We start from the raw sequence: 15,579 nt of genomic DNA on the forward strand, positions 1-15,579 counted from the left end.
CCAGAGTCTCATGCTGACCGGTGACTCGCGCGCTGCCGCCGAGTGGGTGGCGAAGGACCTGGGACTTGACGACTTCTTTGCCGAGGTACTGCCGCGCGAGAAGGCAATGAGGATCCAGGAAGTCCAGCACAGGGGGCTGACGGTAGCCATGGTCGGCGACGGCGTGAACGACGCGCCGGCGCTAGCCCAGGCCGATGTCGGGATTGCGATCGGCGCCGGCACCGACGTTGCCATCGAGACGGCGGACATCATCCTGGTCCGCGACGACCCCCGCGACGTCGTGGCAGTCGTGCGGCTGTCGCGTGCCACGTACCGCAAGATGCTGCAGAATCTTGCATGGGCCACGGGGTACAATGTCGTCGCCATCCCGCTGGCAGCGGGTGTTCTTGCGGGAATCGGGTTCGTCATGAGCCCAGCCGTCGGCGCCGTCCTGATGTCCCTGTCCACCATTGTCGTCGCCATCAACGCTCGCCTGCTCAAAGCACCACGGACATAGAATCGCAATCCCTGGGGTCACGGTGGGAGGTCGAACGGTTAAGCGGTCTGGACCAATACGGTGGTCTTCGGGATTAGCATCACATCGATCCTGGTCCGGTTGGAGGTATCCGAGAACGTGAAGCTCCACGGAGATGGATTTCGGAGGTAGTGCTAATGAGGTGGTGGACCCAGGGGATTCTGGTTGGAACCTGATTCTGGTTGGAACCTTTTGCTCGTGGAATTGTCGAGACTCAGGAGGATTGTTGAGCAATCCGTGAATGGAAGGGGGCAAGACTCCACGAATACCGCAACAGAACACACTCAGGAAGTCCACCGTCATCCATAATGTCGGGGGAGTCTCCGTCGCGTTCACCACCTAAGTCAGTAGGACAAATGATGTATTGGGGGTGTAGTCATGTCACTTCAACATAGAATCCATATGGCCTGAAGGCGAACTCCTGAACCGTCGCCCGCTCGAGCAGGCCATTGTCTGATGACCCATGAGCGCCGAAGAACGGGCCAGACTCCCAGTGTTGGAGGGCAAGCCGGAGTCTGCTGGATCTCGCCCTTCTTCCCAAAGGGGCCCTGAATCCGAAGTCTCACTCACTGATATGCGTCCGCACCGATTCGGCCCTCGCCACGGAGCTGGGATGAAGCCATAGTGGGTAGTCCGTACCGGGCGATAGACACGTTTCCGCGTGCCCAAGAAGCTGGTGAACTGACCTTCTCCTGAGGAACTTGGAGGGCGGGGGGATGCACTGTTCCAGCGGTTCCGAGGTCGACGCGGGACCCGTTGCTCTACTGACATTTTCCTATTGACTGGGACCGATAATCTGACTACCGTATGATTAGAGGATTAGCCCGGATGTCTCCGTGATGGCGGCGTGTGAATCTCAGTGACCGCCTGATCGTCACACATCTTGGTCGTAGGAATAGGCACTTCTGGTCATCCGCTTTCGTCTATCTTGGTCCAATCATCCGTATCGCGATCCTGAGCATCGACCTTCGGTCACGTGATGACATCTGAGCCGGCACAATGCCGTGGAACCTCGGGAGGAAACTGAGATGGAACACCAGTCAGGGAGAAAGGCGCTTGTTCATCGGGCCAAGGGAAACTTCGTGGTGGAAGAGAACATCGGGAATGTGCAGTGGCCCCAACAGTGCGCCGTGTGCGGGGGGCCCGCCGAAACAACTGACTGCCTGCATCTGCACAGCACGTTCAAGGCGCTGGGCAAGATCGATGTTGACGTCGATGGCATCCCGTACTGCAGGGAGTGCTTCCCCAAAGTGCACAGGGGCAAGGTGCTGGAGAGGGTTCGAACCGTCCTCGCCTTCGTGCTTGGAATTCCCCTCGGGCTGTATCTGATTGTCCTCTCGATGCAGCAGCGGAGCAGCGGTTCAAAATTCGTCTGGATTGGCATGATCATGGTGCTCGCCCTTGCCGCGGGCTTTGGCCTCTCGTGGCTCATCGTAGACTTCCCGATCAGGAGACTCTTCAGGCGGCAATTCGCCAAGCCTGTAGATGCATGGCTCATCCAGGAGAACAAGAGCGACAACCGGGAGGGGATCAGCGTGGTCATCTCGATCCCCAACGAGGACTACGCTGCCGCATTCGCCGGCCTCAACGGTGCTTAGGAAGCGGAGATGCAAACGCCGACGGTGCCCATGTCCACGGTTGACTACGAGCAGGCAACCTCGTACAGGAGGCTGGCGGCACGTGGAGTTGACCTTGCCGTAGCATTCCTCGTGCTGCTGCCGCTGAGCATGGGGGTGGTAGTCCTCGTGGGTCGACTGATCGGCTCTGCTATGACGGTCGAAGTATCTGGCTGGGTCGGCGGTGCCTGTCTCTTCATCGCCCCCATCGCGTATGACGCCATCATGACACACCTGCTTGGCAAGACGCTCGGCAAGATGGCACTGGGACTACGAGTGGTCGACGGCCAGGGTGCCAGACTGAGCTGGGGACGAAGCCTCCTCCGAGCGACCGTAGCATACCTAAGCGGTGTTGCCACGGTCTTCCTGATCGTGGCTACCGCGTCCATTCTTGGCTGGGTGTTCCTGCGGGGTTTGTCCACTTACGCACGGTTTCCACATGATCGCGTATCGAAGAGCTTCGTTGTCCGGGAGGTCAAGGGTGAGCCCAAGAAGACCCCCAAGGGAGCTGCTGCGACCGACTCCGCAGGAGGTATATCTCCTATTACCGATCTGGAGAGACTTCGGGAGCAGGGGATCATCTCTGAAGAGGAATACGAGCGAAAGAGGAAAGAGGTGGGCCTCTGACGAGGCGGAGTCCAAGGCAAGGAGCATCCCGGCTGGTTTGGGTGGATGACCACCTCTGGCGACGCCAGAGGTGGTGAAGAAAGAGCTTGGCAAATTGGAGGATATGGGATCCTCCTGAGCAGCATCTGATCTGACTACGAGACAGCAGTTCCAGAGGTTCGTTTCCCCCGAAGGAATCGCGACAAGCGGATCAGGATGTAGAACCAGCCGAATCGCCTCTTGCTTACAGAGGAGAGGCTTCCAACAACAGTCCAAAACGCTGTGGTGGACCCGAGCGGTTCCAGTTGGAACCTTTTGCTGGCGGAATTGTCGAGACTCAGCCAAATAGCCGAGCGTGCCACCAACGACAGGAACCATGAGTCCTCAAGTGCTGCAGTACCAGAGGCGAGGAAGAGATAGCGCTATCTACAATCAGGGGGATATGCTCCCAGTGTTCACTACCCAAGTGTCTAGAACCAATACTTGGTACTCTATCAGTCCAATCTACTCAGTCCTGTACCCATCGAGTGTTTGTCGAGGAAGAACGTCCTGATCTCTCGCCCGCGCGCGCGACAAACCGGAGCCGTCCACACATTGCTCACGCAGTATCTGGGGCACTCTGAGGTACTCGGACACCCCGCCTTCACCGGGCCTGCTCGAGTCCACCTGCATTGACAACCACCACGAAGAGGCATAGAGTGCTCATATGCCCCAGGGGGGCATTAGGCATAGTCTCAATCTGGTTTTGGAAAGGTGGTGTCGGATCATGCATCTCATCGACAAGTTTCGAGAAGAGGAGTTTCGCACGTTGTGCTTGACCGTTCTATCAGGAGCCTTTCTGGTAGCCAGTTTCTTCAAGTGGTTTCAAGGAATGCCCTTTGATCCGGCGTGGGTAGCGATTGTCGTGAGTGGCATCCCGATTGTGTTTGGCGCAGTGAAGGGATTGGTCACGGAGTTCGATGTCACCGCAGACGTTCTCGTCGCGATTGCCCTGGTTGCAGCAGTCAGCATCGGAGAGTATTTCGCTGCCGGAGAAGTCGCGTTCATCATGCAGATCGGCAAGGTGCTGGAGGACGCCACGGCCGCGAAGTCACGCAAGAGTCTCCAGGTACTCATCAAGCTTACTCCTCAGAAGGCCCGTCTCCGTACAGCCGATGGAGAGCAGGAGATACTCGCTTCAGAGGTCAAGACAGGTGATCTGCTTCTGGTCCGTCCTGGCGAGGCCATTCCCGTAGACGGGAGGATTGTCCGCGGAAGCACGTCAGTCGACCAGTCTGCCATGACGGGCGAGTCAGTTCCAGTGGACCGGACAACAGGCGATGACGTCTACCAGGGGACCATCAACCAGGAAGGAGTCGTCGAGCTTGAAGCCACGAGCGTCGGCAATGATTCCTCCCTGAGGAAGATGATCCGCTTGGTTGAAGAAGCCGAGGAGAACAAGGCGCCGATTGTCCGTGTTGCAGACAAATGGGCGCGCATTCTCGTCCCGGTGGCGCTGGGTTGTGCGGTGCTGATCTACGCGCTCACAAAGGACATCTACCGGGGGGTCGCTGCGCTCGTCGTCTTCTGCCCGTGCTCGCTGATACTTGCCACTCCGACCGCCATGTTGGCTACGATTGGCAATGCGACGAAGAAGGGCATCCTCATCAAATCCGGCGCGGCAGTCGAGGCGGTGGCAAAGATCGACACGCTGGTGATGGACAAGACGGGAACACTCACGTACGGGGAACTCCGGGTGGAGGATGTCCGTATGCTTGACGAGGGGGTGGATTCCATCAGCTTTTGGGGGCTCGTTGCGAGTGCCGAGAAGTTTTCTGAACATCCCCTGGGAAAGGCGGTCCTAGCGTACGCTCAGAGTCAAGGCATCACAGCAGAGGACCCGGAGACATTCGAGATGCGAGCCGGAAAGGGTGTCGCTGCAACAGTCCGTGGACATGAAGTCCTCATCGGCGAGAAGGCTGTCGGGCAGGAGATCCTCGACGACACCCCGGAGGCTGCAGCGTTCATCGAAGAGATGCAGGAAAAGGGAAAGACTGTGTTGCCAGTCGCAGTGGACGGGAAGATTGTCGGAGTGGTCTCCGTCGCAGATGTCCTCCGGAAGGAAGCCAAGAGCACGATCGCGGAACTCGAGCGGACGGGCTTGTCGCGCATCGTCATGCTGACCGGCGACAACCAGGCGGTCGCCAATGCCATTGGCGAGGCGGCGGGCGTGACGGACGTGGTTGCCTCCCTGCTGCCAGATGACAAGGTCGACGCCATCAAAGAGTTGACTGATCAGGGGCACTCCGTCGGGATGGTCGGCGACGGCGTCAACGATGCGCCCGCACTTGCCGCCGCTTCCGTCGGGATCGTCATGGGGGCCATCGGCTCCGACGTCGCCATGGAAGCGGCGGATATCGCTCTGATGAGTGACGACATCAGCAAGCTCCCGTTCCTGATCAGGCTCTGCCGCAAGACCAGAAGCCGCATTGTCTTCAACATCGTGATTTCCATGTGCATCAACTTTGGTGCCATCATCTTTGCGGGTTTTGGCATGCTGAGTCCTGTTGCAGCAGCGATTGTCCACAATTGCGGGTCGGTATTCGTGGTAGTAAACTCGGCGTTGTTGCTCGCATACCGGGAGAAGGAGCAGACCGTGGTGGCCTGACCGGTACCATTTGCACGGCCACCGGATTCACTTGAAGTAAAGCGGGAGGAACCATCCATGCCAACTCATCAGCACCATGACGTGAAGAAGCTGTGTCAGCGAATCAACAGGATCGAGGGGCAGCTGGGAGGCATCCGCAAGATGCTCGAGAACGACGAACCCTGCGACGAGATCATCGTCCAGCTCAACTCCGCAAGAGCAGCGCTGCAGAAGATCAGCCAGATCGTGCTGGAAGATCATCTCGATTACTGCGTGATCGAGGCGCTTCGAGACAGAGAGCGCGAACCACAGGTTGACAGCATGAAGCGTGCCTTGAGCCAATACACAAAGATGGTGTGATTTGAAGCCCACAGATGCAGTGATGCGTTTTCAAGCGCACCCGCTGCCGTCTTGAATGAAGTGGTTTCTCAGGGAACGAATCACTGATGGAACTCCGATCGCCTTGCGTCTCTGCTCAGCCGTACCTCGACAACGGGGCGATGACAGCTGCCAAGAAATGCCATAAACGTAGTATCGATGCTGTGTGGTGGCGGCGGGGGGATTCGAACCCTCGACACTCCGGGTATGAGCCGAATGCTCTAACCAACTGAGCTACGCCGCCACGGGGCGCTGGAAAACTGGAACATAGTAGCAGAGACGACAGCCTCTGTCAAGCGAGGAAAAGCGAGACGCTATCCGCGCTTGCGCTCTGTCCGCTTCTTCTTGTCGACCTGCCACTCCTGTGAGTCCTGCAGATACCGCTTCATCATCATGTCGAAGGGGCTCAGCAAGGGCTTCTCGCGGAACGGCCGCGAGCTGTAGGACGGGCGGGCAGACGGCGCACTTGGCGCAGAAGCCGGGGTGGAGGAGCTGCCTTCCACAGCAGGAGCGGCGGGCGTTTCATCGGCCCCACCGGCAACTTTGGCGGCCTTGATGGAGAGATTGAGCTTGCCATCCTTGTTTCGGCCAATGACGCGAACGATGACCTTGTCCCCTTCCTTGAGGAACTGGTTGACGTCCTTGACGTAGGTGTCGCTGATTTCCGAGATGTGGACCAGACCTACTTCATTGGTGTCTGTCTTGACGAACGCTCCGAACGGAACGATCTTGACGACAATACCTTCGGTTAGCTTGATGCGGTGCTCTTCGGCCATTAAGCTCGTCACTCACCTCTGCGGGGGATAGCTCTGTCGACATGGCAGGCTCCAATAAAACAGCATACAGCGCCCAGGCCAAAATGCAACCCTAGAACCATCCCTTGACCCATGTGATGAGCTGACTCAACGCGCGAGGAAGACCCGTGGGCTCAGGGGAAACCGGCTCTGGGACTGTGCGGTCCACGGGGAAGAGGATGACGGTGTCACCCTTCTTGCTCATGAGCATGTCCTCGCGCGCGACCTTTTCGACGTAGGCTTTCGTCGCATGATACTGCATAGCCTTCTGTTGTTCGAGCGTCTGTGCGCTGACCCGTTGCAGTTCAGCAAACGTACGTGTCACCAGCCGGTCTGCCTTGCCCAGGTAGACGAGCGCGGCGACCGTACTCCAGATGAGATACCCAATGACGAAACACGCCACGAGCGCTAGAACCTTGTGGATGTTCAGTGTATGTCCACGCTTCTGTTGTCTCAACACAGATCTCATCCTTCAGGCGTCGGGCTCACGGTGCTCACCCGAGCGATGTTCCGCCCTCTCACCGTCTCGATCGTCGGAACGCACGAGCGGTCACGGCCAGTGACGTCATCATACCCATTCACCACACCCACGTCAAGCACCTTGTCACATGACGTCCCCTGCTCCAGTTGGACAACCAGGACGCGCTGCCAGTATCACTTACCCGTCGCTGCGCTCCCGGCTCGTCTCACCTACAGGAACGCGTCCAGAGACTGCAGGACGGACTCTCGTTCCAGTGGAGTCGTGAAGTGGACGGACTGCTGGACATGGCGAGCCCACCTGCGCCTTCTCGAACCCCAGAAGAACACGGACGTGTCGAGGTTGAGAGCACGCAGGTCCGCCAGGTAGCGCTCCTCGTCGGACGGCAGGTCGGAAAGGAGAAAGATGAGAACGTCAGCAAGCCGGACCATGTCTTTCATCGTGTCGTCCAGCACCTGCATGACAAAGACGGTCGCCAGGTCGTACGCAGGGTGGGAGACAGTCCGCCGGTACAGCAGCTCGTGGCTGTCCCACTGCAACGGCATCTCGCCGCCACAGACGTTCTGCCAGAACGCGTTGGCCAGCAGGGCGTCGCGCGAGGCCACGATACACCGATACGTCGTCTGCCGCGGCGGACGGACAAATGGCACGACCTCGAAGGACTCCTGATGCGTCATCCGTGTCAGCACCCTTGAGACTGCGAGCACGTCCTGTCCAAGCACGGACGCCAGCGAATCGATCGTCTGCGCGCGGTCCCTGGTCAGCTGCGCAATCTCATATTCCGGCGCGGCCAGCTGCTGCACGTCCTTGCTGAGCTTGCTGCGCCACCAGTAAAGGTGTCCGGGGTCCAGGAATCGAAGGTCGGTGCCGGTCAAGCGTTTCTTCCACTCTGCGAACCTGACATCGACATCGCTCAGGCTCGCGAAGACGCAGTTGGATGCGTAGTCGGAGGTGACGGGCCCAAGAGCGAACGTGCCCTCGGTCTCCATGAGCAGCAGGAACAGGGCGGTCTCGCCGCTCAGCTGTCCCCGGCTCGCGTAGCGAATACCAGTGCGGCCAACGACAACATCGTACCGGGTCGCCCTCGTCGTGACAGACAGAAGTGCACTCGGATCCTTGGTGAACAGCACTTCGAGAATCGTGTGAGCTGGAAACTCGGCCAGTTTGCCTTCGCCCATCGTATCCCTCCAGCAGACTCCTCTCAGGTTGCCATCGCTCGAGCCAGACCATCTCGTGATTCAGAGTATAGCACCAGAAAACCTGGTGCAAGTGAATCGCCATGTGCAGCCTGTAATTTGTCATTCCCGTGTATGCGGCTGCTCCGTCATGCCCGCGCAGGCGGGCATCCAGCATTTGTCTCCCGTGTGGGTTCCCGCCTTCGCCGAGAGCACCCCTCGCATTGAGAGAAAGTGCTCGGGGGGGAACGACAGAGAGGGACACGCTGCTCATTCGTCTTACCCGCGCAGGCGGGCATCCAGCATTTGTCTCCCGTGTGGGTTCCCGCCTTCGCCGAGAGCACCCCTCGCATTGAGAGAAAGTGCTCGGGGGGGAACGACGGCGAGACGGCATATGGCAAACCGGCACCATCAACAAGGCACCGGCTGCGTCAAGCATATGTCGCGGAAGACTAACTCTTGGTGATTGGAGTCTCAGCCTCTCGGGGGGTCGTGTCAAACTTGCCGGACACCGATGCACCCTCCTCGACGGAGATGCGCGCACTCGTGACGTCGCCCTTGACAGTCGCCTTCTCCAGGACCTCAACCTTCTCCACGCCCTTGACATTTCCCTCGACACGTCCCATCACGACGACCAGACGCCCTTCGACGTTGCCATGGACCTCGCCCTGCTCGGCGACCGTGATCGTCCCGTGACCCGTAACGTTGCCGTGCAGCTGACCCTCGATGCGCAGGTCTCCCTGATTCTCGACGTCACCCTTCACGACGAGGTCGTGAGCAACGACAGATGCCGTCTTGCTCTCTGTGGAAGTCTTGGATGGTCCGAATGCCATGGCGGTTTCCTCCACACCTAGTCAAGATAGGTCATCGGGTTCACGGAGTTGCCGTGAATGATGACTTCGTAGTGCACGTGGGCTCCGGTCGCACGACCGGTCGATCCCTCATACCCGATGACCTGGCCCTTCTTGACTGCCTGACCTGCGGACACGGCCGCCCGGCTCATGTGACCATACATGGTCTCGATGCCGTCTCGGTGGTACAGCGTCACCGAAATACCGTAACTGCTGTTCCATCCGGACTGTTCAACCTTGCCGTCAGCCGTTGCCCTGATCGCCGTGCCGTACGGAGCTGCGATGTCCACACCGTCGTGGAACTCGCCGCCACTGCCGCCGAATGGATTCGAGCGCCAGCCGTATCCAGACGTGATGAGTCCATACAAGGGCCAGAGCGAAGGAGTCTGCGCGAGCATGGTGTTGTACTTGGACGCAGCGTCCTGCAGAACGATCAAGTTCTTCTCACGGGCTTCGGCTTCCTGCTGCACCACAGCGGTCGACGTCGACAGCTGTGTCGCGCCTGCGGCCAGGCCACGGCTGACAGAAAGGGTCGGCGTAGCCGTCGATTTAAGAATGGACGCCAGGGAGACACTGTTTCCGCCGACGCCAAGCGTCTTGCGGACCTTGTCATCAAGGGTACCCAGATAGGAGAGGTACTTCTTGAGCGCAGCCAGTTCCGTGTTGCTCTTGCTGATAGCCTCGTTGGCAGCATCGAGCTGGCTGGCCTGCAGGCGTACGACCTGATCCAGGCCCATGCCGTTGTACTGGGCAACGGTGCTCCTGAGGCGCGTGTTCTCTGCAATGACATAGGCAAAGCCTGAGACAAAGAGGACAAACACAGTGATGACGCTGTAGATGGCGAGGCGGGAGACCTTGAATTGGCGCGCGCACCCTTCGTACCATGGAACGATGACGACCGAGTACCCAGTGCGCTTGCTCTTCTTCTCGACGGACGCCTTCGTTGCCATCATCGCCTCGCTCTCTCGAAATTGCGCCACAGCGGGCAACGTTTACCCACAGGTGACGCACATGTACACAGTATAGAAACGTAGTGCAAAATGCAACCCCGTGTCAAGACCGTATGTGTCTGCTCAGCAGGTCCTGCTCTTCGTGGCTCATCGCCGTGTCACTCTTCCCGTTCTCGATCCGCTTCACATACATCTTGCTGCCCTGGGTACTGGTGAGTGACGTCAGGACGATTCCTGACCCATTGCGATTGAGCATGAGCAGGGAGAAGCTGAACTTGCCGGCCTGTCCCGGAAATGCATCGTAGTGCTCGATGTCCACCGTATCGAAGAAGCCGTGGCTCGTCTGCTCCAATGCATTGAACGAGGCAGTCAGCTGGGCCTGCGTCGCGGTCTGCTGGGCGAACGCCCTTGTCATGGCGTCGACGTGTTCATAGAATGATGCGTCCTCTGCCTTGGAGAAAAGGATGGCAAGCCGCCTCCTCTGCCGCCCATTGTTGACAAGCAGAACGAGCCCCACCACGAGCGCCACAAGTGCCAGAGCAAGAATCCCAAGCTGTCCCCCGGCGCTTCCGAGGGCAGTATCGACACTGGCAAGAAACTGATCCATGCGGGCGCGCTCCGTCAGGACGCAGGGAAACTCAGCGTGACCCTGTGGGTCGCACTATCCCACAAGACCGACGCACCCAGCGACTCTGCCACGAACCGAACTGGCAGCATTGTGCGGCCGTTCAGGATGATCGGGACCACCCGCGCGTTGTCTGAATCGACGGGAACCGTCTTGCCGTCGACCATAGCAGTCGCCTTGCCGATAGTGAGAACAACGGTGTGCGTGCCCAGCTTCAACGTCACCGTACGAGCAACAGCGTCCCATGTGGCGGAACCGCCGACAGCAGTCATGACGGCACTGATGGGGACCATCGTACGTCCCTGCGCTATGACGGGTGATGTCGTGCGTCCCGGATCAACAGCCTGACTGACCCCGTCAACCATCATGACTGTCTTACCTATCGTCAATACGACGACGTGAGATGGCGTGGCCAATGACGTCACGACGATGGCCAGCCGCCTGGTGTTGCCGGCCTTGTCACGCGCGGTGACCGGAATCGTGTTCTTCCCTGGAACAAGAGACACGGGGACAGCAAAGGACCCGTCGCCCGCCGTGTCGGTCACCAGTCTGCCGGCTACCTCCAGCGTGCTGTCGCTCTCTACATGTCCTCGCACAACAACACTTGCGGATGCGATCTCCTCCCACAGCCGTGGTGCATCGACTGTCAGTACCGGGGCTACCGTGTCAAGGACAACCTTCTTGTGCACAAACGTGGCCAGGCCGGCCTCATCCCTAGCTACAACCTCGATGTCGTTTTCCCCTTCCAGCAGCATGAGACGTTCGCTGAACGATCCATCTGGGAGGACGTGTGTTTGCCGTCCCTGCACGTCAACGGACGCCACTAGCGCCTGGCTGGCCTGCACGGTGCCATGGAGTTCATATGACGGTTCATTGACAAGTTCAGCCGGCTGTCCAGTCACGGTGACGACTGGTCCGGTCAGAGCCACGCGGAATACCTCCCGGAGAAGGGGAGTCGAGATGCCGGCAAGCTGATTCATGCCGACGAAACGAAGGATATGGACACCCTCGGGCACCGTGAACTGCTTCGTGTACGGTTCTCGTGTGTCGGTATCGATCCCGTAGGTAATATCAACTGCGCCGGGGACATTGCTCTCTGCTCTCAGCGTGACGACTGGGATGTGGACATACCAGCCGTCCAGTCCGTCAGGCAGCACCGGTTCGACGGTCACGGTCACGGATACGGCAGGGCGGTCCACGATGACAAAAGGATCCGACTTGACATCCCCCGGCTCGGCGCTGGTGCGCGCCAGGATCACGTACTCCCCGCGGGCCGAAGGGTTCGCAAGCCCGAACCCAGGAAGGAGAACAAGTGTGAGCGCCGACCTGCTGGCCACGCTGACAGGCATCTGGATGGCAAGCGCGTTCATGCCTGCAACTCTCGACACCAAGGATGCCTGCACCCCGTTGACGGTGACCTGCGCCGCCACCGGCACCGACGGCAGGGACAGCGCTCCAGGGAACGTGACCGTGACAGTATCCTTCCCCTCGACCAGTTCGCCGCGTCCGCCCGTGGCCATGAGGATCAGGTACCCCGTCGATGCTCCTGCGACGTCGTTGTCGGGATGGACTGTGAGCGATTCGAGCTGGCTCTCGCCGATGAGGTACGAGGCAGACGTCACCCTCAGAGGCTCCGCTTCGGTCCAGACCTCAGCAACGTACGTGCCGACCACCACGGGATTGCCGATGCGCGCCTGTTCATCAAAGACGAGCTGAACGTGGGAACCCGCTGGCAGAGCAACCGGTGTCCGGACCTGGATCGATCCGATCGCCGAGTTGCCGATGACTTCCTGAAGGGGATTGATGCCGTTCAGCAGGACATGGTTCTGATCGATCTTCTGGTTACAAGGAGTACATGGCAGGATCGTCAGTGAAGGGCCCGTGAACTGAATCATGATCGCCTGATACTGCTCCAGTGCCGCCGAGATGTCGAACTCGATGACATACTTAGCACGCACGCCGGCAGTATTGGGCGATACGGTGACAGTGGGAACCGTGATCCCAACCGCATCGGCCGGGACTCCAGCTGCAACAGATACGCAAAGAAACAGGACAGCCAGAGCTACCGCAATCAAGCGCTTCTTCATGAACATGACGACCTCCTGATCAAGCCGGTGCGCCCGTCACCGGGCCGAGGAATTCCTGAGCAATGTGATGGTGACGCGCTTTGTCTGCTGGTCCCACGCTACATCGGCACCAAACGCCTCAGAGATGAAGCGCAAGGGAACGAGCGTTCGACCCCCGACGATAATGGGAGCCTCGAGGAGCGACATAGGGCGAAGGTCGATCAAAGCCATCCTGGAGCCGATCTGGAGCTGGATGCTCGTTTCGCCCCGCTTGAGGGAGACAATCCGCATGGCCGGCAGCCATTCGACTGCCGCGCCCAACGCTTCGCTCACGAACCGCAGGGGAACCATGACCGTTCCACTCTTGAGGAGGATCGGTTGAGCACCCATGTCCAGTGACTGGGTGTCGACAGTTGCGGTCGCTGAACCCACGGTAAGCTGGATGACTGTCTGCTGGCGACGCTCGATGGTCAGATGAAGCGTGGACTGATTGCCCGAGAGGTCCCCCGCTACGATCGTGACCTGATTCGCTCCTGCCACCAGATCCACAGGAACACTCCACAACCCTTTCATTTCAACGGCGGTAACGCCGTTCACGAGTGCAGTCCCCGGCTCACTGAGGCGGAACGATACAATTTGTGTAACCTCGGACGTCGTGGAGTCGAGAGCAGATGGTGTGACGAGCTGAACCACCGGTGGGACGGCATCCACGTGCACCGTCCGGACGAACGCTGTCCCGTTGCCGGCAAGGTCGCGGGCATACAGCGACAATGACTGGCCATTAGAGGCGGAGACACTGACCGACCACTTAAGGTCAGCCCCGACAGCTGCTGCGACGCCGTTGACCTGTAACACGTCGACAGGCTCCGACACCGTGCCGGAAAGGGTGAACGGACTCTCGCGTACCAGCAGGTCACCGGGTCCCTGATCGACCGTGACGACGGGCCGAGTCAGATCCACGAGGATCGTCTGGACACCATGGTCCCCCTCCGCTCCCTGAACATCTATTGCCCACGCTTCAACGGTATGCTTGCCTGTCGGTATGGTCACGGGGCGACCGTCCCACGCGGAGGGAGTACTATCGTCCAGACGCACATAGACGGTTTTGGCACCATCTGCAACAAAAGACACGGTCGGTGATGCGCCGATGTAGTGCCCTTGAGAACCATTCGCAGCCGCTGGGGACAAGACGAACGAGACGTTGACCAGCGCGCGGAACTCGATGCCGTTGCTGCGCGCTTCGACGCTGTCCCTCGACGTCGCAATCGCAACGCCGTACGTACCCGGCACGAAGGGTGAACCTATCCGTGCGTCGGGGAGAAACTCGACCTGTATCGCCGACCCTCCGGCGATCGGAGCGCCGAGAACAGCGGTGACCATCTGTCCTGCGACGATGACACGGCTCGTGGGCGTCCCGCCCACCAGCACTGTAGATGAATCGATGAACGCCGGCACGACAAAGCCCTGATCAAACAATACACGCACCTCGTCGCCGGCGCCAAGTGTCCCCGTAGGGCTCAGGACACAGCCGACAGTCAGCTGGGTCGGTTTCGCGATCCCATGCGAGGCAGCAGCGAACCGGACCGACGACACGGCGGGCGGGATGACGGTGACGGTGGACCGCGTCATCGTCGTGTCTGACTCGGTATACACGCCGAACTCATAGATCCCTGGGGTAGCCGGGTTGACCCAACCGACCTCCACCGGCATCGCCACCGTCATAGGGGCGTTGTCCCCGACAGCGACGGGAACCCGCACACTCAAGGCCCCCCCATCACGCAGGGATGATGTGGCAGAATCGTTCACCGTGGTGCCTAGGGCGTCCCCGCCGAGCGGAATGGCGTAGGCTCCCTGGAAAGCGACAATGTAGATGCGCTGCCCAGGCGACAGGCGCCCAACTGGCGACGTCACGAACGATACCTGCATTGCTGTCGGCGTCCCCGCCGAGGCACTGCTCAAGCCAACTACAAGATTGGACACCTCTCTGCCCCGAACGACGACAGCAGCGGAATCCAAGACCGTGGGTTCCCGGGACGTGCCGACGCTGACGTGAACAGGCCCGGTCTGCAGGGGATTGCGCAGTCCGAATGCCGCAGGGAAGAAGATGGTAAGAGGGGACGACGCTGCAACATTCACCGGCGTGTAGATGCGCAGGGCGTTGGGAGCAGACGGTTCAAAGTATACTTTCCCAGTGCAGGCGATGCCATTGATCGTGACATGGCTGGCCTGAAGCGAACCGGGCAAGGATGTGCCCGCCGGGAACGACACCGTGATGTTGTCCTGTCCAGCCTTGAGGCCTCCATTCACACCGGTGACGAAACTGACTGCGTAGGCAGCAACAGACCCGACGACCGGAGGTTCGACCGTGAGCGTGAGATTCAAGAGGGTTGACGGCACAATGGTGTACAGGTCGGATATCAGCTCTCCGTACTCGAAGTGGTTGCGGAAGAGACCCACCCGCATGCGGTAGCAGCTCCGGGTGTAGGTTGGGTTGATGATGCCCGCACTGGCAGCGATCTCCACGGTGACGGGCGTAGAGGATCCGAGAACTTGACTCAGATAGACGTACAGCTCGATGTCGTTGTAGGCGATTTTGGAGAACCGCGCGCTCATCACCTGCAGGCCGTTCACCCGGATACTGCTGGCCATGACGGCCTCAGACACGTAGGTCGTGTCATAGGAAAACCGCAGGGCCAGCTCACCGACGTTCGCGTACTGGCCGGTGCTGAACGTGATATGGTAGGAAGCGTTGGCCCCCGCGGTGTTCGGCGTGGCTGCTGCAACAAACGGTGTGTAGGTGAGCGCAGCGCGCGCGTAACCCGCTGTCCCAGCCGCCACAAGTTGCACGACGACGAGCAGAAGGACAACGACAGCTCTTCGCATAGTAGACACAGGACCTC

The 15,579-nt window shown here is 59.6% G+C and carries 13 protein-coding genes and 1 tRNA gene; 5 read left to right on the top strand and 9 right to left on the bottom strand.

Going from position 1 to position 15,579, the window contains the following annotated elements; all coding sequences use genetic code 11:
• The 5 genes from C0398_08165 to C0398_08185 form a co-directional block, all read left to right on the top strand.
• The coding region (locus C0398_08165; GenBank protein ID MBA4365953.1) for a heavy metal translocating P-type ATPase at positions 1 to 496 on the top strand (496 nt) is incomplete at its 5' end.
• Between the two features lie 1,046 nt (positions 497 to 1,542).
• Entirely contained in the window at positions 1,543 to 2,112 is a 570-nt protein-coding gene (locus tag C0398_08170; protein MBA4365954.1) for a hypothetical protein, read from the top strand.
• A gap of 9 nt (positions 2,113 to 2,121) precedes the next feature.
• On the top strand, positions 2,122 to 2,757 hold the full coding sequence (locus C0398_08175) for a hypothetical protein (protein MBA4365955.1): 636 nt from the start codon (positions 2,122 to 2,124) through the stop codon (positions 2,755 to 2,757).
• A gap of 685 nt (positions 2,758 to 3,442) precedes the next feature.
• Positions 3,443 to 5,383: a copper-translocating P-type ATPase gene (locus C0398_08180; protein ID MBA4365956.1), complete on the top strand. Its 1,941-nt coding sequence runs from the start codon at positions 3,443 to 3,445 to the stop codon at positions 5,381 to 5,383.
• 57 nt (positions 5,384 to 5,440) lie between these two features.
• Positions 5,441 to 5,722 carry a hypothetical protein gene (locus tag C0398_08185; protein MBA4365957.1) on the top strand — a complete coding sequence of 94 codons (282 nt, stop codon included), beginning with the start codon at positions 5,441 to 5,443 and terminating at the stop codon, positions 5,720 to 5,722.
• Between the two features lie 185 nt (positions 5,723 to 5,907).
• Here C0398_08185 and C0398_08190 read toward each other — a convergent pair.
• The 9 genes from C0398_08190 to C0398_08230 all read right to left on the bottom strand — a co-directional run bounded on the left by C0398_08190 (position 5,908) and on the right by C0398_08230 (position 15,562).
• Positions 5,908 to 5,984 (bottom strand) — tRNA-Met (locus C0398_08190).
• A gap of 70 nt (positions 5,985 to 6,054) precedes the next feature.
• Entirely contained in the window at positions 6,055 to 6,516 is a 462-nt protein-coding gene (locus tag C0398_08195) for an RNA-binding protein S1 (GenBank protein ID MBA4365958.1), read from the bottom strand.
• Between the two features lie 91 nt (positions 6,517 to 6,607).
• On the bottom strand, positions 6,608 to 6,994 hold the full coding sequence (locus tag C0398_08200; GenBank protein ID MBA4365959.1) for a hypothetical protein: 387 nt from the start codon (positions 6,992 to 6,994) through the stop codon (positions 6,608 to 6,610).
• A 230-nt stretch (positions 6,995 to 7,224) separates the two neighbouring features.
• Positions 7,225 to 8,190, bottom strand: a complete 966-nt coding sequence (locus tag C0398_08205) for a hypothetical protein (protein MBA4365960.1) — start codon at positions 8,188 to 8,190, stop codon at positions 7,225 to 7,227.
• Between the two features lie 449 nt (positions 8,191 to 8,639).
• On the bottom strand, positions 8,640 to 9,020 hold the full coding sequence (locus C0398_08210; protein ID MBA4365961.1) for a hypothetical protein: 381 nt from the start codon (positions 9,018 to 9,020) through the stop codon (positions 8,640 to 8,642).
• Positions 9,021 to 9,037: 17 nt separating this feature from the next.
• Positions 9,038 to 9,991 carry a hypothetical protein gene (locus tag C0398_08215; protein ID MBA4365962.1) on the bottom strand — a complete coding sequence of 318 codons (954 nt, stop codon included), beginning with the start codon at positions 9,989 to 9,991 and terminating at the stop codon, positions 9,038 to 9,040.
• 100 nt (positions 9,992 to 10,091) lie between these two features.
• Positions 10,092 to 10,595, bottom strand: a complete 504-nt coding sequence (locus C0398_08220) for a hypothetical protein (GenBank protein ID MBA4365963.1) — start codon at positions 10,593 to 10,595, stop codon at positions 10,092 to 10,094.
• 14 nt (positions 10,596 to 10,609) lie between these two features.
• The gene (locus tag C0398_08225; protein MBA4365964.1) at positions 10,610 to 12,706 is read right to left on the bottom strand and encodes a hypothetical protein; all 2,097 of its coding nucleotides are present in this window, start codon (positions 12,704 to 12,706) and stop codon (positions 10,610 to 10,612) included.
• 30 nt (positions 12,707 to 12,736) lie between these two features.
• Positions 12,737 to 15,562 (bottom strand): hypothetical protein, encoded by a 2,826-nt coding sequence (locus C0398_08230; GenBank protein ID MBA4365965.1) that lies wholly within the window; start codon positions 15,560 to 15,562, stop codon positions 12,737 to 12,739.
• Positions 15,563 to 15,579 lie beyond the last annotated feature (17 nt).

The organism is Coprothermobacter sp. (genome assembly GCA_013824685.1).
Classification (GTDB): Bacteria; Caldisericota; Caldisericia; order Cryosericales; family Cryosericaceae; genus Cryosericum.

Coding starts and splice junctions, on each gene's coding strand:
- C0398_08175 (MBA4365955.1), top strand. CDS start 2,122: ATGCAAACGCCGACGGTGCCCATGTCCACGGTTGACTACGAGCAGGCA.
- C0398_08210 (MBA4365961.1), bottom strand. CDS start 9,020: ATGGCATTCGGACCATCCAAGACTTCCACAGAGAGCAAGACGGCATCT.
- C0398_08170 (MBA4365954.1), top strand. CDS start 1,543: ATGGAACACCAGTCAGGGAGAAAGGCGCTTGTTCATCGGGCCAAGGGA.
- C0398_08225 (MBA4365964.1), bottom strand. CDS start 12,706: ATGTTCATGAAGAAGCGCTTGATTGCGGTAGCTCTGGCTGTCCTGTTT.
- C0398_08195 (MBA4365958.1), bottom strand. CDS start 6,516: ATGGCCGAAGAGCACCGCATCAAGCTAACCGAAGGTATTGTCGTCAAG.
- C0398_08185 (MBA4365957.1), top strand. CDS start 5,441: ATGCCAACTCATCAGCACCATGACGTGAAGAAGCTGTGTCAGCGAATC.
- C0398_08230 (MBA4365965.1), bottom strand. CDS start 15,562: ATGCGAAGAGCTGTCGTTGTCCTTCTGCTCGTCGTCGTGCAACTTGTG.
- C0398_08220 (MBA4365963.1), bottom strand. CDS start 10,595: ATGGATCAGTTTCTTGCCAGTGTCGATACTGCCCTCGGAAGCGCCGGG.
- C0398_08205 (MBA4365960.1), bottom strand. CDS start 8,190: ATGGGCGAAGGCAAACTGGCCGAGTTTCCAGCTCACACGATTCTCGAA.
- C0398_08180 (MBA4365956.1), top strand. CDS start 3,443: ATGCCCCAGGGGGGCATTAGGCATAGTCTCAATCTGGTTTTGGAAAGG.
- C0398_08215 (MBA4365962.1), bottom strand. CDS start 9,991: ATGATGGCAACGAAGGCGTCCGTCGAGAAGAAGAGCAAGCGCACTGGG.